General features: G+C 68.1%; 15 protein-coding genes. 3 read left to right on the forward strand and 12 right to left on the reverse strand.

Going from position 1 to position 19537, the window contains the following annotated elements; all coding sequences use genetic code 11:
* Window positions 1–157: 157 nt before the first annotated feature.
* The gene (locus EYF70_RS14685) at window positions 158–1366 is read right to left on the reverse strand and encodes a YsnF/AvaK domain-containing protein (protein ID WP_131146078.1); all 1209 of its coding nucleotides are present in this window, start codon (window positions 1364–1366) and stop codon (window positions 158–160) included.
* Window positions 1367–1384: 18 nt separating this feature from the next.
* On the reverse strand, window positions 1385–1825 hold the full coding sequence (locus EYF70_RS14690; RefSeq protein ID WP_131146079.1) for a YsnF/AvaK domain-containing protein: 441 nt from the start codon (window positions 1823–1825) through the stop codon (window positions 1385–1387).
* Between the two features lie 270 nt (window positions 1826–2095).
* On the opposite strand from EYF70_RS14690, the gene EYF70_RS14695 reads away from it, so the two are divergent.
* Window positions 2096–2341 (forward strand): hypothetical protein, encoded by a 246-nt coding sequence (locus EYF70_RS14695; protein WP_131146080.1) that lies wholly within the window; start codon window positions 2096–2098, stop codon window positions 2339–2341.
* A gap of 56 nt (window positions 2342–2397) precedes the next feature.
* Window positions 2398–2538 (forward strand): hypothetical protein, encoded by a 141-nt coding sequence (locus EYF70_RS31090; RefSeq protein WP_165497669.1) that lies wholly within the window; start codon window positions 2398–2400, stop codon window positions 2536–2538.
* Between the two features lie 96 nt (window positions 2539–2634).
* Here the strand turns inward: EYF70_RS31090 and EYF70_RS14700 are convergent, their stop codons facing one another.
* The 5 genes from EYF70_RS14700 to EYF70_RS14720 form a co-directional block, all read right to left on the reverse strand.
* Window positions 2635–3345, reverse strand: a complete 711-nt coding sequence (locus EYF70_RS14700; protein ID WP_218943813.1) for a GGDEF domain-containing protein — start codon at window positions 3343–3345, stop codon at window positions 2635–2637.
* Between the two features lie 5 nt (window positions 3346–3350).
* Window positions 3351–3746, reverse strand: coding sequence for a DUF1987 domain-containing protein (locus tag EYF70_RS14705; RefSeq protein WP_131146082.1), 396 nt, complete (start codon window positions 3744–3746; stop codon window positions 3351–3353).
* Between the two features lie 13 nt (window positions 3747–3759).
* Window positions 3760–4365 (reverse strand): SiaB family protein kinase, encoded by a 606-nt coding sequence (locus tag EYF70_RS14710; RefSeq protein WP_218943785.1) that lies wholly within the window; start codon window positions 4363–4365, stop codon window positions 3760–3762.
* Entirely contained in the window at window positions 4362–5603 is a 1242-nt protein-coding gene (locus EYF70_RS14715) for a SpoIIE family protein phosphatase (protein WP_131146083.1), read from the reverse strand. The genes EYF70_RS14710 and EYF70_RS14715 overlap by 4 nt, the downstream gene beginning before the upstream one ends.
* Before the next feature lie 63 nt (window positions 5604–5666).
* On the reverse strand, window positions 5667–8423 hold the full coding sequence (locus EYF70_RS14720) for a bifunctional diguanylate cyclase/phosphodiesterase (protein ID WP_131146084.1): 2757 nt from the start codon (window positions 8421–8423) through the stop codon (window positions 5667–5669).
* 215 nt (window positions 8424–8638) lie between these two features.
* Between EYF70_RS14720 and EYF70_RS14725 the strand changes: the two genes are divergently transcribed.
* A complete protein-coding gene (locus EYF70_RS14725; RefSeq protein ID WP_131146085.1) occupies window positions 8639–10141 on the forward strand; it encodes a CYTH and CHAD domain-containing protein in 1503 nt (500 codons plus the stop codon).
* Window positions 10142–10208: 67 nt separating this feature from the next.
* Here EYF70_RS14725 and EYF70_RS14730 read toward each other — a convergent pair whose 3' ends face one another.
* The 5 genes from EYF70_RS14730 to EYF70_RS14750 form a co-directional block, all read right to left on the reverse strand.
* Complete coding sequence (locus tag EYF70_RS14730; RefSeq protein WP_218943786.1) at window positions 10209–11990, reverse strand: glycoside hydrolase family 43 protein; 1782 nt, start codon at window positions 11988–11990, stop codon at window positions 10209–10211.
* Between the two features lie 146 nt (window positions 11991–12136).
* Window positions 12137–12904, reverse strand: coding sequence for an MHFG family PEP-CTERM protein (locus EYF70_RS14735; protein WP_131146086.1), 768 nt, complete (start codon window positions 12902–12904; stop codon window positions 12137–12139).
* A gap of 332 nt (window positions 12905–13236) precedes the next feature.
* Window positions 13237–14493, reverse strand: coding sequence for a hemolysin family protein (locus EYF70_RS14740; RefSeq protein WP_131149107.1), 1257 nt, complete (start codon window positions 14491–14493; stop codon window positions 13237–13239).
* Window positions 14494–14676: 183 nt separating this feature from the next.
* Window positions 14677–16635, reverse strand: coding sequence for a glycoside hydrolase family 2 protein (locus EYF70_RS14745; RefSeq protein ID WP_131146087.1), 1959 nt, complete (start codon window positions 16633–16635; stop codon window positions 14677–14679).
* A 21-nt stretch (window positions 16636–16656) separates the two neighbouring features.
* Window positions 16657–19392: an exo-rhamnogalacturonan lyase family protein gene (locus EYF70_RS14750; RefSeq protein WP_131146088.1), complete on the reverse strand. Its 2736-nt coding sequence runs from the start codon at window positions 19390–19392 to the stop codon at window positions 16657–16659.
* Window positions 19393–19537: the final 145 nt, after the last annotated feature.

A 19537-nucleotide genomic window follows, 5' to 3' on the forward strand; every position in this document is an offset into this window, starting at 1 on the left:
GAATAAGCGCTTAACTTGACGTCAATAGGGCCAGAACGCGGCAAGCCGCCAAGCACCGATATGGTGCCGGCGGCTTGCGCATGCTGCCCAGGCGGCGGCGGGAATGCCGCCGCGGACCTGTTACAACGTTACAGTCTCACGGTGTAACGTGGCGACCTTACTGCGTGATGCGTTCCCAGCCGTGGCGCACGGCGGCCTTCACCTTTTCCCAGGTGGATTCGGGATAACGCGATTCCCAGCTGCTGCGCAGGCCGGATTCCGACTCGTCCCACGAGCGGCCGCTGTAGTTGCTGCGCATCGACGAGCCGTAGCGATAGGCCGGCGCGTAATCGTCGTATGTGCCACCGGCGGAAGCGAAATTGCTGGTCCAGTGGCTGCGATAGTAGTCTTCATCGTCGGTGCTGCCCAGCTGCTCGACATCCACCTCGGTATGGCGCACGGTGTCGCTGATCTGGTCGGTGCGCTGCGAGACTTCCTTGCCGACCAGCACTTCCTCGACCACGCGGGCGGTTTTCTGCACGACGGCCTCCTCGGCGTTTTCACGCAGCTCGAACGAGGTTTCCTGGAACGCGCCCACCTGCGACGGATCGATCGGGCGATCCACCGGACGGCGTTCCACGTTGACGTGCTCTTCGCGCAGGCTCACGCTTTCCTGCACCGGCGTTTCCACCAGGCGCTGGTAGATGCGCACGCCGCCGCGCTGCACCATCCGCTTGCCCACTTTCAGCTCTTCCTGCATCACCGGGATCACCTGGGATTCGGTGTCAGCCAGGGTTTCGGCGCGCTGCAGCGAACCGGATTCGCTGTAGCCCTGCACCGAGCCTTGGGTGCCGGATACGTTCAGACCCTGGGTGCCCGATACCGTGGTGCCCTGCAGGTTGTTGTCCTGCAGCGAGGAGCTTTGCTGCGAAGCGCCCAGCAGGGCGCCGCCGCTGCGCGAGGTCGGCAGGTTCCAGCCGCTCGCTTCCCATTGGGTGCGGTGTTCGTCGATATCGATCGGGCCGAAGCGCTCGACGATGTCGGCGGCCTGTTCCACTTCGTCCTGCGTGGCGGCCGTCACGGTCAGCACCACGTTGCCGCGGTTGACCGCTTCGCCATAGACGTGGCGGTCGTCGTCGTCGTCGCCGAACATGTTGCCGAAGAAGTTCTTGATGCTGTCGCCGATCGAGTGCTCGCCGCTGGTGCTGGAACTGCTGGAGCTGCTGTAGCTGCTGGTGGAGGTGGAGGTGCTGCTGGCGTCGGCGGTGGACGAGGTGCTGGTGCTGAGGTTGATCGAGCCGGACCCGATGCCCGAGCTGACCAGTTCATCCCGTGCCCGTTCGGCATCGGCGCGGTTGTCGAATACGGCTGCTAGCGTGTGGCTCATGATGGCAATCTCCTTGTTTCAAGTGGCTTGGTTTCGTGGCGGAACACCGTCCGGCCGGGTGTCGTCGAACGTTTCGACCTGCACGTCCTCGACCCGTAACGGCACGGTTTCCCGATATTCCTGCTGCTTGCGTACCCGGGTGATGCGAAGTTCCTCCTTGATGCGGTAGCGTTTTTCGATGACCAGGATCTCTTCGAGCACCGGAACCACCAGCACGTCGCCTTCGTAGCGCGAAGGCGGCGCTTCCGCCACCACGCGGTCGACGGCGACACGCTGCACGTCGAGCTCTTCGTGCCACAGCTGCTCGTGGATTTCCGCTGGCTGCTCGGTGACGTTGCGGGTGACACGCACGCCGCGGCCAGTGTCGACGACACGGGTGGTGACGTCGATTTCCTCGCGCATCACGGGTACGGAAACTGGTCCGTTGCTGGTCTCGTATGATTCCGGTGTTTTGTCCATGCCAAAAAGTCTACGGTAATAACCCTCGGGGGGGCGCTCCATTGCCCATCCGCATGTTCTGCGCGGCAGGCCGGCGCCGCGCCGGCGCTCGCTCCAGCCGACGAATTTGCGCGCACGAAACGTTACTTCCCTTTTCAAGCAGCGTCACAAAGGTTAGGCTTGCAGGCATGCGGGCGGCCCCGGCCGGCAGGCCGCCGCGTGCTGCATCGGGCGGGCCGCCAACCTCACCAGCCGCAACCACTCAAGCAGCCCCACAAAGCAAACTGAGCCATGAAAGAAATCCGCAAAGACCAGCTGACTGCCCAGAAAGTCGGGATCGCCATGGTTTTCCGGGAGATGCTCGGCCCCGACGATGCGCGGGCCTACCTGAGCGCCGAAAACATTCCCGAACCGGTGATCGAACGGGTGCTTGCGGGCGAGACTATCCGCCTCGACCAGGACACCGCCGCGCCGCTAGCGGCGGAAGCGACGGAAGCGGCGGACGTGCTCCCGCAGCCCCGCAGCCGCCCGACCTGAACAATATTTTCTATGGCAGCTCCGGCCGCCGCCGGAATACGGTCAAGGCGGCCATCGTGGAGGCCGCGATCACGATCGCGAACCAGCTTGGCCGCGACCGCGCGGAACAGTTGCTGCGGCGCGAGCAGCTACCCGATGACGTGATCGCCAGGGTGCTGGCGCCGGAAGACGCCGCCCGGCGCGCACGGCCGGCATGAACCTCGGCTAGCGCGGACCTCAACCGGCAGCGAGCGTTACCAGTATGAGCGACATCCGGCACATGCCGCCGGCTTGAGGGGCGCCGGCGGCGCGGCTCAGTCCGCGTCCAGCCGCACGCAGTCGCGGCCCTCGCGCTTCGCCCGGTACAAGGCCGCGTCGGCCCTGCCATACGCCGCCTCGAACGCCGTGCCGCGGGCGAACCAGCCGGCACCGATGCTGGCGGTGACAACCCGGTCCACGGGGCCGGCGTGCCGCAGCGCGCGCACCGCGTCGCACAGCCGCTGCGCCACCCCTGCCGCCTGGCACGGCGCCAGTGCCGGCCACACGATCGAGAATTCTTCCCCGCCCACGCGGCCGATCGCGGCGGGTGCCGGCACCAGCGCCTTCAGGCAGTCGACCACGGCGCAGATCACCGCATCGCCGGCCGGGTGGCCGAAATCGTCGTTGATGCCCTTGAAGTGATCGATGTCGAGCACCAGCAGTACGGCCGGTTCGCCCCGCAGCACGCCACCCGCGTACTCGATCAGCGCGCCCCGGTTGAGCACGCCGGTCAGCGGATCGTGCGTGGCGCGGTGCTGCAACTGCAGCGCGAGCTGGTGCAAGGCGCGGTTCATCTGCTGCATGTCGCGCTCGGCCCGGTCGCTGCGCCCGATCAGCCGGCGGGTTTCCCGCATCAGGCGTTCGTAGTGCGCGATCAGTTCGCCGAGCACGCCGCGGTGGTCGGCGCCGGCCGCGTCGCTGGCGAAGGCTTGCCGGGCGCGCACCAGGGCCTGGGATTCGGCGGCGAACAGGTCCGGCTGTTCCATCACCGTCATGCGTGCCCTGCCGGCAGCACGCAATCGACGAACTCCAGCGAGGAAAAATCGTCCCGCAATTCCTGGCCGAATTCCTGGATCGTGTCGTCTTCCTCGTCGCGGTACCAGTGCAGGCGCACCTCGTTGCCGAAGATGGCCGCGTCGTTCAGCGCCTCGAAGATCGCGAACAGCATCTTCGTGCTCGAACTGTTGAAATAGGCCAGCGCCACATGCACGTCGATCGCCTGGCCGTCGCACAGCGCCAGGTAGCTGCGCAGCCGGTCGATCACGGGGCCGTAGAAGGCGGCGGCATTCTCCGGATACGATTCGCCGCGGATCGACAGGTGGTGGCGGGCGAATTCGAACGAGACCTCGGGCGAGGTGGGCGATGCGGGAAGGAAGAACGGTTCCATGGTGGGCTCAATGTCAGATGGTGGCGGCGATGCAGAACACGGTACGGCCGGCATCGGTGCTGTCGGGCAGGAAGTGGAAGGCCAGCGGCGCGCTGGCGTCGCGCGCCATGGTCAGCAGTCCCAGGCCGGCGCCCTTGCTGTCTTCCGGCGCGGCCTGGCGCAGCGCGGTGCGGTAGGCGGAGCGGATTTCATCGACCGTCATCGCGCACAGCGGCTCGATGCGGGCACGGATCGCCTCGACCCGCTCGCTGGCCACAGGATTGGCGCACAGCAGGTGGAAGCGCTCGCCGCACACGCCGATGCAGAAGGCGCCGCCGCGGATCTGGCGGTCCGGCTGTTCGGCCGGCGTCAGCGCGTCGGCCGAATAATGCATGATGTTCTGCGACATTTCCACGAAGGCGGAGAAGATCCGGCGGCTGGTCGGGCCGGCGGTTCCGGCGGCATCCAGGCGCGCCCGGATGGTCTCGGCGATCGCGCTGACCACGTGCTGAGAAAAATAGCCGGCATAGAAGAAGATGACCTGGCGCTCGCTCGCGGCACGCCAGAATTCCTGGAACTGTTGGTATTGCAAGGGTATCGCTCCGTTGGCGGTGAAATCGGTGGCGGGCAGGCCGTTCATGGCCTGCAGCAGAAATACGTGACATCGTCGCGGCGCGGCTGCCCGCCCTGCCAGCGCGCCAGCGCATCGGCCAGCAGCGCCGCCAGCGCGGCGGCACTGCTGTCGCGGTGCTCCAGCAGCAGCTGCTGCACGCGGCGCTTGCCGAACGAGATCTCGCGTTCGCCGCCGATCTGGTCGAACAGGCCATCGGTGCAGGCGAACAGCAGGCTGCCCGGCGGCAGATGCATGGTCTGGACAGGCCAGCCGTGCGCCGCCGGGGTCTCGGCATAGCCGATGCCGGTGCGGCCGGCATCGAGGACACGGCAGGCTTCCTCGCCGGGCGCCAGCACGAACAGCGGCAGGCGTGCCCCGGCGTAAGACAATTGCCGCGTGGTGTCGTCGAACCACAGCGCCGCCGCATCCAGGCCGTCGTTCGACAGCGATGCACCGCCACCATGGCGGCCGCCGGCGTGCTGGCCCAGCATGTCCTTCACGCCGCGATTGAGTTCGGCCAGCAGCGCGGCCGGATCGCGCGGTCCGCAGCCCTGCAGGGCCTGCGCCAGCAGCGACGAGGCGATCAGCGTCATGAACGCGCCCGGCACGCCATGGCCGGTACAGTCGGCGATCACGGCGCACCAGCCGCCGGCATGGCGGGCCACATGGTAGAAGTCGCCGCCGACCACGTCGCGCGGCTGCCAGACCAGCGCCGCATCGGGCAGCGCCTCGGCCAGCGCGTCGTCCGAGGCGCGCAGCATGGCCCGCTGGATCACGCTGGCGTACTCGATGCTGTGCATGATCTGGCGATTGCGTTCGGCCTGCATGTTGGCCACCACGTTCATCAGCTGCAGGCCGAAGCCCACGCCCTGCAGCTGGCCGCCGCGCGTGATGATGAAGCCGTCGGCCAGCGCCTTCTCGCCCGATTCCACGGCGCGGAAGGTCAGCGCCTCGATCGACAGCCCGGCCTCCACCACCAGCGGCGACTTGTCCATGAAGGCGATGCAGCTCTTGCGCCCGTACAGCTCCTGGTAGAACGGCTTGGACATCTGCGACATGAAGATGTTGCGGCTGATCAGGCCGATGGGGCGGCCATCCTCGACCACGGGCAGCGTCATCAGCTCGCGCCGCTCGGTGAACAGCGCCAGCACGTCGCCGTTGCTGGCATCGGCGGGAACGCTCGGGGTGGCGACGCACAGGTCGGCCGCGGTGGCGGGCCGGAAGCGCGGCAGGGAATGGCGCGACGGGTTGAAAGTTTCGGTCATGGCGATTCGAAATGGACTCGAATCATTCTATGAAGAAATTGTGACGAGGCCATGACGAAAATATTAATTTGCAACTTGCGTTGCTTGCACTGCAAGTTCCTCTGGACCGGCCAGTACCGACATCAGTTGCGGCCGTGCCAGCAATCCCGCCGCCTGGCGGGCCGGAAGGGGCGCGGCGAACAGGTAGCCCTGCCCTTCGTCGCAGCCCAGCGCGATCAGCTCGGCCAGCTGGCCGGCCGTTTCCACGCCTTCCGCCACCACCGCCATGTCGAGCGCCTTCGCCATCGACACGATGGCCTGGAACAGCACCCGCCCTTCCGGCGACACCGTCAGCTCCGAGGTGAAGGCGCGGTCGATCTTCAGCACATCCATGTTCAGCCGCTGCAGCTGGGCCAGCGACGAATAGCCGGTACCGAAGTCGTCGACATGCAGCCGCACGCCAAGGCCGCGCAAGGCCGCCAGCTCGCCCTGCACGTCCACGCCCTCGGCGAACATGGCCGATTCGGTGATCTCGACTTCCAGCATGGCGCCGGCCAGGTGGTGCCGGGCCAGGTGCATCGCCAGGTGGGCATGCACGCCGCCATGGCCGAACTGGTGGGCCGACACGTTGATCGACACCGGCACCACGGCCAGTCCGGCGCCGCGCCACAGCGCCATCTGCCGGCACGCCTCCTCGATGACGAATTGCCCGATCGGGCCGATCAGCCCGCACTCTTCGGCGATGGGGATGAACTTCGCCGGCGGCACCATGCCCAGCTCCGGGTGGCGCCAGCGCAGCAGCGCTTCCATGCTGCACAGCCGGCCGGTGGCCAGGTTCACGCGCGGCTGGTAATACAGCTCGAACTGCCGCGCCGCGAGCGCACCCTGCAGGCTGTGGCGCAGCTGGGCGCGCGCCGTGGCGGCGATATACAGGTCGGGATCGAAGAAGCGGTAGCGGCCGCCGTGCTCGCGCTTGGCGGCGGCCAGCGCGATGCCGCCATGCTTGAGCAGCGTGGCGGCATCCTCGCCGTCGCGCGGGTAGCAGCTGATGCCGATCGAGGCGCTGATCGCGTAGCGCGCGGTACCCAGGTCATAGGGGCGCGACAGCGCCGCAGCCACCCGGCCGCCGATCGCGGCCAGTTCCTCGTCCGCGCCGCCGGGCGAGATCACCACCACGAATTCGTCGCCGCCCAGGCGCGCCACGATATCCTGCGGCCGCAGCAGCCCGCCCAGGCGCAGCGCGGCCTGCTTCAGCAGGTCGTCGCCGGCGTCGTGGCCGTGCGTTTCGTTGACATGCTTGAAGCCGTCGAGGTCCACCAGCAGCAGCGCCAGCGTGCCGTCGCGCTGCGCCGCCTCGCCGATCGCCTGCGGCACGAAGCGGCTGACCCATGGCCGGCTGGGCAGGCCGGTCAGCGAATCGTAGTTGGCCAGGTACAGCAGCTCGCTCTCGTAGGCCTTGCGCTCGCTGATGTCCTGCAGCGTGATGGCCAGGCCATTGCCGACCCGTACGATGCGGCGGCGCCCCCACGTGATCTGCATGCGCCGGCCGGCCGGCATCTGCCGCTCGTCCTCGTAGATCCCGGCGTGCATGGCGGCGTGGTAGGCGTCCAGCATCGGCCCGCCGTGTTCGCGCTCGATCAGCGAGATACGCCGGCCCACCAGATCGTCGCGGCCCACGCCGTAGAACGAGGCGCCCCGCTCGTTGCAGTCGACCACCACGAAATCGACCACCGCGCCGATCGTGTCGCGCACGGCCTGCGCCATGTAGAAGCCATCCTTGGCGTTTTCGGTGGCGGTGCGGTAGGCGAGGCGCACTTCCTCTTCGGCGTCGCGGCGTGCCATGTGGCGCTTCGTGGCGAACGCCAGCGCCAGCGATGCGAACAGCATGCCGGCCGAGATCACGGCCCAGACCCGGCGCACCGCGGCGGCGCCTTCCGCGGCGGAAGCCAGCGCCTCGACCGTGGTCTTGCCCGCCACCGCGACGACCGGATAGACCGCGGAACGGTGCCACGCCAGCAGGCGCGGTGCGTCATCGGTGAATTGCGCACCGGCCAGCAGCGCGCCGCCGTCGCCGCCCGCCAGCGGCGGCGGCATGCTGAACAGCGAGCCGCGCCCGGCGCCGCCCTGCCCTTCGAGGCGCACGCCGCCATGGTCGGCCACCAGCGCCACCAGGCCGTGCCGGCCCAGGACCCGCTCGTTGTAGAACGCGGTCAGGTAGTCGGCACCGATCACGAGCGATACCATGCCGGCGAATTCGTTGTCCGGCGATTCCAGGCGCAGCGTCATGCGAACCTGCCGCTGCCGCTGTGCGCTCTCGCCCGGATTGTCCACCTTGCCCGGCACCGCGCCGATCAGCAGCGCGCTGGAATTGTTCTGCCGGTGATGGCGCAAGGCCGGGTCGTCGCCCTCCAGCACGGCGCGGCCGCGGCGCGGAATCGACGACACCACCCTGCCCGCGGCATCGACGATGGCCACTTCGACAAAGGCGGCATCGATGAACATGCCGTCGCGGCGCAGCGCCGCCAGGTCCAGCTGGCCGGGCTGCTCCCACGCATGCCTGAGCTGGACGGCGACCTGTTCCATCTGGCTCAGCGAGCGCGTCAGGTACTGCTCGTAGGCTTCCGCATAGGAGCGCACCTCGCGCATGGCGTCGCGTTCGGCAAGCATGCGGTCGTGCCGCAGCTGGGCATCCATGACCAGCCAGTAGGCGGCGCAGGCCAGCACGGCCAGCAACGGCCAGGCGGCCGGCAGCCACGAGCGCGACGGCCGGAAGCTTGACAGCCCGAAGCTTGACAGCCGGGAGCCTGAAACGCGACGCGCAAGGGAGCGGGGGGAGAGCATAGATTGCGCATGGTAAATCTTTACTGTGACCGCACCATGACGCGGCCGCCCCGCAAGCCCATGACGGCCCGCCTGCCCCAGCAGTACGCCACGTAAACCGTATAAATTGTATAGTACAAATCACCAGGTACCGGAAGTTCGTCCCCGGTACCGATACCTTCTGACCTTGCCGGCAGCGGCGGCCCGCGCCGGCACCTCTACGCGGAGAAAAGATAATGGAAACGGAACTGAAACTGAAAGTGGCCCAGGGCGACCTGGACCGGGTGCGCGACCATGCGCTGCTCGCCGGCCTGGCCGGCGCCACGCCGGAAGAACACCAGCTGAACGACACCTACTTCGACACGCCCCAGCTCGACCTGTGGCGCAACGGCCTGACGCTGCGCGTGCGCGGCGACGGCGACCGCTGGATCCAGACCGTCAAGACCGCCCAGGGCGGCTCGGCCGGCCTGCACGAGCGCGGCGAGTGGGAGTGCCTGCTGGCCGGCCCCGAGCCGGATCCGGTGACCCTGGCGCGCCAGGTCAAGCCGAAGCGCATCGCCGAACTGCTGCGCGCGCCGAACATCGTCAATGCGCTGCGCCCCGTGTTCAACAACACCACGCGGCGCACGCAATGGAACCTGGTGCTGCCCGATGGCCAGCAGGTCGAGTGCTCGCTCGATGCCGGCGATATCCACGTGGGCGGGCGCAACGCGCCGATCGGCGAACTGGAACTGGAACTGAAGCGGGGCGACCCCACGCCGCTGTTCGCGCTGGCCCTGTCGCTGCACCAGGATATCCCGCTGCAGATCGCCAACGACAGCAAGGCCGCGCGCGGCTATGCGCTGCTCGACAGCGGGCTGCCCGCGCCGGTGAAGGCGCTGCCCGTGCACCTGGCGAAGAAGATGCGGCTCGAGGAAGCGCTGCAATGCATGGGCCTGAACTGCCTGCAGCAGCTGGAAGCCAACGTGCCCGGCGTGCTCGAAGGTAGCGTGGAAAGCCTGCACCAGATGCGCGTGGGCCTGCGCCGGCTGCGCGCCCTGCTCGACATGTTCGAGGAAGTGGCGCCGCTGCCGGAACCGGTGCGCGACAGCCTGGAATGGCTGTCCGGCGAACTCGGCGCGGCACGCGACTGGGACGTGCTGGCCGGCTCCACGCTTGCCAGGGTCAAGGGCGCCGAACTGGGTTCGCTGGTCGCCAGCGCGGAACTGCGCGCCAGGGAACTGCACCGCGCGCTGCTGCCCACGCTGCGCCAGCCCCGCTACACGCAGCTGATCCTGCAACTGAATGGCTGGTTCCACGGGCGCCAGTGGCGCGTGGACGGCATGCCGAAGGATTCGCCGCTGCGCCAGCGCGCGCACGAGGCGATGGCGCCGCTGCTGCACAAGGCGCAGCAGCGCCTGAAGAAGCGCATCGCCGCGCTGGACGAGAACGACGCGGCGGCCCGCCACCGGGTGCGCATCGCGGCCAAGAAAGCGCGCTATGCCGCCGAATTCTTCCATGACCTGTTGCCGGCGAAGGCGTCGAAGCGCTACATCGGCGCCCTGTCCGCGCTGCAGGACAAGCTGGGCCTGCTGAACGACCTGGCCGTGGCGGACACGCTGCTGGCCGAGCTGGCGGCGCGCGGCCCGGCCGACGAGATCCGCTATGCGCGCGGCTACGTGATCGCCACGTCCGAGGCGGAAAGCCACCATCTGCGCACGGCGCTGGACGACATCGCGCGCCTGAAGCTGGTCAAGTAAGGGCAGCGAAGCACGACAAGCACCGGGCCGTCCGCCATGTCACGCCTCGCGTGGCATGGCGGGTGCGTCAACGGCTGAACCGGAAATAATCGAACTCGGCATAGCCGGCGCGCGTGGCCGTGTTCGACGGCGTGCCGCCGGGCGCCTGCGCGAACAGCCCCACCTGGGTGCCGACCCAGCGGCCCGGCTGCGTGGTGAAGGCCGTCCCGAGCGGCTGGAAGTTCACGCCGTCGAGGCTGTAGCTGAAGGTGACTTTCGCGTGCGTGGAGCGCAGCATCGAATGCCAGTACGGTGGCGGCGCCGGCGTCGCGCTCATGTCCGGCGCCGGCTCGGGCACCACTACCGGGCTGAACGCCATGCGCACGTGCACCGTTCCCTTCACTTCGACCGGGGCGACCAGCACCGTCTCGGAACTCTGCCGCACCTTGCCCTTGTTGACGGCCAGGTCGGCATCCAGGCGGGTGACCTGCACCAGGCGCTGGCCGGCCGCCGTGTTTTCCAGGCCGATCCATGCGTAGTCATAGCCGTATGCCAGCAGGCCGGCGCGTTCGCCCGGCTGCCCGCCGGGCTTCAGTTCCACCGAGGTGGTGACGGAGAACGCCATGCCCGGCAGCTTCTGCGTCAGCAGGTGGCCCGCTTCCCACAGGTTGGCCGGCGACGACGCGGCTTTCAGGCGCAGCTTGCCCTTCACCGCCGGATCGAGCCAGTCCGCCGCCGGGTTGGCCATCCACTGCCAGCCCAGGTGATGGCCGTCGTCGAATTCATCGTTCGTGACGGGGATGGCGACGGGTTGCGCGGCCACCTTCGGCTTGCGGTGGCGCGCGACCGGCGCGCCGTACGGCTTGTTGCCCTGCTGCGCGCCGATCACCGGCCAGCCATCCGCGCCCCAGCGCATCGGCTGCAGGTACACGCGCCGGCCGTAGGAATCGGCATCCGAGAAATGCACGAACCAGTCTTCGCCGGCCGGCGTGTCGACCCACGCCCCCTGGTGCGGGCCGTTGACCGGCGTATCGCCCTGGTCCATCACGTTGCGCCCCTCGTACGGCCCCTCGATGTCCCGGGCGCGGAACACCCCCTGCCAGCCACCCTTCACGGAGCCGGATGGCACGAACACGTAGTACCAGCCCTTGCGCTTGTACAGCTTCGGCCCCTCGGTGGTGAACCACGGCATCGGGCCCTCCGACGTGGCCACCTTCGGCAGCTTGTCGCCTTCGATGATGCGTTTTTCGCCGCCCAGCGTGCGCTTGCCGTCGGCACTCATCTTCTTCAGCGTGATGACGTTCTTGAAGCCGGCCCGCGAGCCGGCGAAGCCGTGCACCAGCCATGCCTGGCCGTCGTCGTCCCAGAACGGCGCGGGATCGATCGCGCCCTTCGTGTCGTCGACCAGTACCGGCGCCGTCCACGGCCCCTTCGGATCGGTGGCGCTGACCATGAAGATGCCGAAGTCCGGGTCCGGGTAGTAAATGAGGAAGCGCCCGCCGTGGTGGCGGATCGCCGGTGCCCACACGCCGCCGCCATGGCGGGGCACCGCGTGGTGCGCGTCGGGGACATTGCGTGCCAGCGCGTAGCCAATCAACGTCCAGTTCACCAGGTCCTTCGAGTGCAGCACCGGCAAGCCCGGCACGTTGGTGAAGCTCGACGCGGTCAGATAGAAATCGTCGCCGACCCGCACCACGTCGGGATCGGAATAATCGCCGGCCAGGATCGGGTTGACGTAGGTGCCGTCGCCCTGGTCGGGGCTCCAGACGCCGGGCGGCATCGGTACGGATTTGGCGGGCGTCGCGGCATGGGCCGCGGGAAGGAAGAAGCTGGCGGCCAGCAGCGCGCTGGCGAGGATCGTCGGTTGCAATGTCGTCTCGTCTGGTTGTCCATCATCCGGCCCGGCACGGGCGCCGTGTTAGCGCCCCATTTTGCCAACAATCGGATGTTATGCGCAACCATTCGCCGCCGCGGCGGCGAAGCAATCACCTTGGTGATCGGTGAGACAGCGGGAGATTATGCGCCTTGAGCAGCTTCACGACGGGCACGGCGGCGAATCACGCCGTAGACCACGGCCAGGCCGGCACCCAGCATGCCGAACGTGGCCGGCTCCGGTACCGGCGAAGGCGCCGGGCCCGGCTGCGCCAGCCCGGTGTCGGTCGACGGATTGCGGCTCGTGAGGTCCGGCGCGTAGCTGGCGGTGCCGAACGGCGAAGCGAACCCGGACAGCTGGGTCATCGGCGTGGTGGCCATTTCCGCCATCGAGTCGGCCGCTGCCACCTCGTCCGGCGAAGCGGCGCGCACCCAGCCCGGCGCGGCCGCGCGCGGCACGGCCACCGTGGCGGGCGCCGCCCCACCGCCGATCCCGCCGCCACCGCCCTCGCCGGCCACCCGGTGCACGCGGCTGATGTTGCCGCAGATTTTCGGCACGATCAGGCAATGGTTGTCGACGCAATAGACCTTGCCCATTTCCCGCCGCGTGGCCGCCCACTCGTCGCGCGTGACGGCGCCGCACACGGTGCGCTGGCCGAAATGCATGTCGGTGATCTGCGGACTGTAGTCGTACTTGCCGGCGATGGTGTCGCGCATGATGGCCGCCGTATCGTCGGCCTGTCCACTCTCGATCTTGGCGATCAGGCGGGTGCGCACCGGCGCGGGGATGTCGATATAGCGCGACACCGCTTCGCTGACGGTACCGCGGTACGGATTCCTGCCCGGATGGTTCCAGGAACAGTTCGACAGCATGGCGGTGGCAACGACGGCACTGGCAACCAGAGTGGACATATAGACAGGTTTATTGAGTAAAGGTAACTATCAGGTGACCGCGAGTATATCCTAGTGACAATTCAATTACAATCTTGCAATTGAGTGGCTGTGGGAAATATGCTACGCGCGCCGGCGGCGCGCGTGGGGCTGCTGGTGTTTAGCGCTGCCGCGTGGGTGCTGCAAGTTAGGTGTTTGCCAACAATTGGAAACGCATGCATTCACCCCAACAGCGAAGGGCTGGGGTCAGACCCGTCGGGTCTGACCCCGGAATTTGCACTTGGGGTGGAATTATCCTGGCGGCATCAGGGTCAGGCGGCGTCATGTCAAGGCGGCTGCCGGCCCTTGGCGGTTCAGCTATCGGCAGGCGTCGGTTCGATCGCGCCGATAAAGGAAGCGTGGACCTTGTCGATGCGCTTGTCGTCCATGCCGGCGATGACGAAGCGCCAGTTTTCCCACTCGACCAGGTCACCGGCCATCGGCAGGCGGCCCAGCAGCAGCATGATCATGCCGCTGATCGTGTGGTAGTGGCCCTTCTCTTCCTCCGGCACGTAGCGCAGGCCCAGGCGGTCCTTCAGTTCATGCACCGGGATCGTGCCGGCCAGCAGCCAGGAGCCGTCCGGATGCTGCACCGCCCACGCTTCTTCCTCGTTGCGGGGCGTGAATTCGCCGGTCAGCGCTTCCAGCATGTCCTGCACGGTGACGATGCCTTCGATGTCGCCGTACTCGTCGATCACGAACACCATCTGCATGCCGCTGGCGCGGAACTGTTCCAGCAGGCCCATGCCGGTCAGCGTTTCCGGCACATAGGTTGCGGGCTGGGCGATCGCGGCGAAGTCGGGCACCTGCCCCTTGGCCATCACGGCCAGCGCCTGCTTGGCGGTGACCACGCCCAGCACGTTGGCCAGGCCGCCATCGCAGACGGGAAAGCGCGAATGCTCCGACTCGATCAGCCGCGCCACGTTATCCTCGACGGGCAGGCGCATGTCGAGGAAGACGATGTCGGAGCGGGGAATCATCAGCGAGCCCAGCTTGCGGTCGTCGAGCCGGAACACGTTGCGCACCATGTCGTGCTGCTGCTGTTCGATCGCGCCGCTCTCCGAGCCTTCCTCCAGCATGGCGTGGATTTCTTCCTTGTTGACGCTGCTCTGCGACGTCTGACGCACGCCCATCAGGCGCAGGATCGCGTGGGTGGAACCGGTCAGCAGCATCACGAACGGCCGCGTCACCGTGGCCAGGCTCTGCATCGGCCGCGCCACCAGCCGGGCCACCACTTCCGGCGCGATCTGGCCGAGCCGCTTGGGCACCAGTTCGCCGATCACGATCGACACGTAGGTGACGACGATGACGACGCCGGCCGTGGCCATGATGCCGGCCGCTTCCTGGCCCACGCCGAGCGACGCCAGCCAGAGCGACAGCGGCCTGGCCAGCACCGACTCGCCGACGATCCCGTTCAGGATGCCGATCGAGGTGATGCCGATCTGGATGGTGGACAGGAACCGGGTCGGATCCTCGCCCAGCTCCAGCGCGGCGGCGGCGGCGTGGTCGCCCTCGCTCGCCAGCTTCATCAGCTTTCCCTTGCGCGCCGTGACCAGCGCGATTTCCGACATCGCAAAGACCCCGTTCAACACGATCAGCCCGACCAGTAGCAGCAGCGACTCCACCCGCTTTCCTTCAAAGAATGACGAGGAAGCATCGTAGCACGCCGCCAAAAAGTCCCGCGCAGCAACATCCCGCTGCCAGCGCAGCAGGGCCGCCCGGCCCGGCCGGGAACAGCCCCCTTCCCCTCGCGCTTACTTTCCCGCCGCGGCGGCCTTGCCGCGGTAATACTCGGCCAGCACGCCGAACGCCTGCTTGCGCACACCGGTCTCGGACACCAGGCCCTTGCGGTTCCAGCCGTTCTGGAACACCGGATGTTCGCGGCGCGGCGACTGGAAATCCTTCAGGATCCAGGGCGACATGCCGCGCAGGGTGGGAATCCGGTCGGCCATGGCCAGCGTCTTGCGGTAGTACTCGGCCTGGTACTCCTCGGTGAATTTCTTCATGCCATCGTTGCGATAACCGGCCAGCGCGTCGGCGCCGAACTCGGAGAGGATCAGCGGCCGGTCGGCCGGCACTTGCCACTTCAGTCCCGGCAGCGCATCGAGCGTGTCGTTGCCGTACCAGCCGGCATAGGTGTTCACGGCCAGCACGTCGAGCTTGTCGACCAGCGGGTCCTTGATGACGGTGACGTCCTCGCCGTTTTCCTTGCCGCGTTCGACCAGCAGCGCGGCGCTGACCAGCCGGGTCGGGTCCAGCGCGCGCACGTTGTCGGCCATGGCGCCATGGAACGCCGTGCGGGCCGGCGACACCGGGGTTTCATTCCCCACGCTCCACATGACCACGGCGGCGCGGTTGCGGTCGCGGTAGATGGTTTCGGCCTGCATCGCCAGCGCCTTGCGCAGCACGGCCGGGTTTTCCCAGTCCACCGTCCAGTAGACCGGGATCTCGCTCCACACCAGCAAGCCCATTTCATCGGCCAGCCGCAAGGTGGTTTCCGAATGGGGATAGTGCGACAGCCGCACGTAGTTGGCGCCGAGTCCCTGCCTGATCTCGGTGAGCAGCGCGCGCGACGCCTGCTCCGTCATGTTGCGCGCCGGGTTCGGCCCGAACTCCTCCTCGTGCAGCGAAATCCCGCGCAGGAACAGCGGCTTGCCGTTCAACAGGATCTGGCTGCCCTGGACGGCGATGGTGCGAAAGCCCATGCGGTCGCTCACCGTGTCGCCCGCCGCGGCGAAGCGCACGTCGTACAGCACGGGGGTGTCCGGCGACCAGCGCTCCAGCTTCGCGGGCGCCTTGATATCGAAGACGGCGCGGCCGTTCGCGTCGGTGGTGGCGGTGGCGCTGGCCAGCGTGCCGATGGCAACGGTGACGCGCTGCCCGGCCGCCTTCTCTCCCTGCAGCCGCACTTCGCCGGCGATCCGGCCATCGGCCTTCAGGGCCAGGGTGGCGTCGTCGATGAAGGTGGCCGGCGTGCGGATCAGCCGCACCGGCCGTGTGATGCCGCCATACAGGTCCCAGTCGGTGATGAAGGTGGGGATCGATTGCGCGTCGTGGGTGGAATCGACGCCGACCGTCAGGCGGTTCTCGCCGCCGCGCAGCGCGCCGGTCACTTCCAGCACGAACGGCGTGAAGCCGCCTTCGTGCCGGCCGATCTCCTTGCCGTTCAGGTACACGTAGGCCCTGTAGTTGACGGCCTCGAAGCGCAGGAAGGCCCGCCCGCCATCCGGCGCCGGCGACTTGAACTTGCGCTGGAACCAGACCAGGCCATCGTAGTGGCGCATGGCCGGCGTGGCCGCGTTCCACGCGCCGGGAATCGACACCTGCGGCGCGCGGTCCATGTCGAACTCGTAGAAATCGGTGGTGGCGCGTGCTTCCTCGGCCGCCACGTCCACGTCGCGGTAGCGCTGCATGCGCGACTTGGCCACCCAGCCGTTGATGTCGGTGAGGCCGGTGCGGTACAGGTCCTTCGAGTATGTCCACTGGCCGGACAGGTCCTGGCTGTCGCGCGAGGGTGCGCCCGTCAGCAGGAACTGGGGCCGCAGGTCGGGGGGGCGCAGGTCAGTCGACCGGGAATCGGCGGGCCGAAAGTCAGCGGCGGTTTGCGCGGCGGGCTGCGCTGCCGCTGCCGCTGCCGTTGCGGGTGCTGCGCCGGCAACGCCAGACAGGGGCCAGGCGAGCACGGCCAGCAAGGCAATCACGAATGTCTTCATCGTCTGTCGATCTCGGGAAAGTTAGGGAATCAGCCCGGCGGCGCGGGCGGCTTCGTCCAGCGTGGCGCCACCCAGCGCCATGTGCTGGATGGCCGCCAGGCCCCACTGCGCCGAGCCGTTGGTGCTCGTATTGGCCAGTTCCACGACCGGCCGCAGCACGGCGGTACCGCCCACGCGGCGCGTGCGGCTCCCCTCCGGCTTCAGCCAGTCCGACTGGAAGAACTCGCGCCAGGCGCGCAGCGCCAGTGTCCGGTCGCGCTCATGGTAGGCCGCGTAGGCGGTCATTCTCGAATTCGTGTCGCCCATGCCGCGGCCGCCCGGGTCGCGGCCCAGCAGCGCCACGATTTCCTCCTTCGGCGCATTGTAGGTGCGGCAGTATTGCAGCCAGGCCTTCCTGTAGGCCGGTTCGTCGACCAGGGTCAGCAGCTCGGAATTCATCTCCACCACGCCGAACACGCCGTTCAGGTTCGAGAAGCTGGCGGTATCGCCCGGCCCGTGGAACTTGCCGGTGCGGTGATCGTACGGCGCACCGGCGGCGAACCACTGCCGCTTCAACGCGGCGATGCTGCGCATGCCGCTGACGATCTTGTCGCGCCATTTCACGTCGCCGGTGCGCTCCCACTCGGCCAGCCACGCCGCGATCAGCGAGCCCCACACGGTGCCGAACGACGCGTTGACGAATCCGCCCTGCGGCGCGCCCTCCTTCTTCGGCAGCTTGCGCGAGATGTCCACCGTGGCCAGGTCGGCATCGGAATCGAGAAGTTCGCGCATCAGGTCGCCCACCCGTTCGTCGGCGGTCAGGAAATAATAGATGCGCCGGTAGGCCGCATTCGACACGCGCGGCTGCTTCGACGAGTCGGACCAGTGCTGCACGCCATGCCGCGTGCCGAAGCCCTTGAAGCGGCCCAGGTGGTAGACGTCGACCTCGCCCGTGTGGCGCGTCATCGCCTCGGCGTAGCGGAAGATGTCGGCCCGGCCGGTGCGCAGGTAGCTGTACCACAGCCACAGGTCGGTCGACAGCTCCGAGTTGTCCCATGCATAGCCGCCGATGTCGTAGCGCCACATGTGGCGGTCGGGATCATACGTGTGCATCACGTCGCCGTACGACCAGAAGCCGTACCAGCGGTGCTGTTCCGTCTCGCGCAGGTACTGGTCCAGCTGCAGCGCGAGCCGGTCTTCGATCAGCTTGCGCGCCGGCGTGCCCGTATCGACCGGGTCCCAGTCGCCGAACACGCCGCACTGGTGGATGCGTTCCGGCGACAGCACCAGCCGCGCCGGATTGGCCACCTGCTCCGCCATCGCCGACAAGGTGTCGTGCGACGGCGTCCCGCCCGTCACCCACAACTGCAGTTCCGACGTACGGGCCACGCCGGTGGCGGCATCCCAGCCCGCCTCGTAGTCCTCGTAGGTGATGTTCAGGCCGGCGATCTGCTTGTCGTGCGTGTCCATGCCATCCTCGCCGCGATAGGACCGCATGTCCATCGCCGGCGCGGACGGCGCCCACAGCCAGGCCGTCACCTCGGCCATCGCGCCGGCGGCATGGCGCACGTCCAGCTGCACGGGCGCACGCTGCCAGAAGTCCTTCAGCCCCAGCACCACGCCGCCGGAAGCGCCGCCGGCGTACACCAGCCCTTTCGAGCGCGTGCCGGCATTCGCATCGATCCAGGCGCGCCCGCTCTTCGTGCGCTTCTTCAGCGTGAATCCGTCCGGCGCCAGTTGCGCCAGCGAGTAATCGCCCCACTCGGGAATCCACTGCAAGCCATCCCGCACCGGTTTCGCCATGCCGTCCAGCGGCGGCAGCGCCCGGCCGGCCACTTGCGCGTCCCGGAAGGCCTGGCCGGGATCGCGCCGAAGGCCGGTCACCGGGCGCACGGCCTCGCCCCACACGCCAGCGCCTTCTCCGGAGAACCGCACATGCCGGTCGTGGGCCGGATCGGTCATCGGCACCTGCGCGGTAACGCCCAGGCCGCGGATGAAATCGCGTTCCGGCACGCCATCGTAGATGAACGAATGCACGATGCGCACGCTGTCCGAACCGGCGTAGAAGTACAGGCGCACCGAGAACGGCAGCCAGTCGCGCCCGCCGCCGCTATGCACGCCATCCAGTTTCAGCACGGCGCGCACCGGGCCGGCCTGCTCGACCGTCACCTTCGTGACCTTGCTGGCGAACGCCTGCCGCGCCACGCTGCCCTCCACCTCGGGCTCCGGCCCGTCCTGCCGAAGCGCCACCAGCTTCAAGTCCTGCAAGGTGACCCGCCCAGCACGCACGGCGCTGGCGACCAGGTGCTCGCCCGTGGCCGGCACGGTCCACTCGACATCGCCGGCCGCCACCACCACCTGCCCCGCCGCCTGCCGCACGTTGACCGTGCCGCCACGGGAAGCGCCCGGCTCGACGTTCCACCCGGCGGCCGGCGCACCGCCGGCGATCGCATGGGCCGTCCACTTCAGCGAACCGTCCGGCCAGTACGCCAGCGGCCAGGACTGCATCGCCGGGGCGTTCGCACCGAGCGTGAAATCGAGCCGCCGGCCGGCCGGCAGCCGCAAGGTGCCGCGCGGCCAGGGCACGCCCAATGTCGCGCCGTGGAAGCGCGCCGGCGGCTTGCCGTCGAGCCAGCGCAGCGCGGTACCCGATACAGGTTTTGCTTTCGCTCCGGTGTTCGCGGTGACGGCGCCGGACAGGCCGGGCAGCGTGGACAGCAAGGAGGCGGCCGCGGCCGATTGCAGGAAGCGCCTGCGCGTGGTGGGACAAGTGGACATAGCTCTCCGGCATGCGCGGCTGTCGGTGCTTATCGCCATCCGGATCGCCACGCTAATATATTAGTGTTCGGAGATGGTAAGGTTCCGCTCAGCCGGTGTCCATCGGGTGGCGTAAATGCTCATGGCATTGATTGGCGGGTCTTCA

This window comes from Pseudoduganella albidiflava, from assembly GCF_004322755.1.
GTDB lineage: Bacteria > Pseudomonadota > Gammaproteobacteria > Burkholderiales > Burkholderiaceae_D > Rugamonas > Rugamonas albidiflava.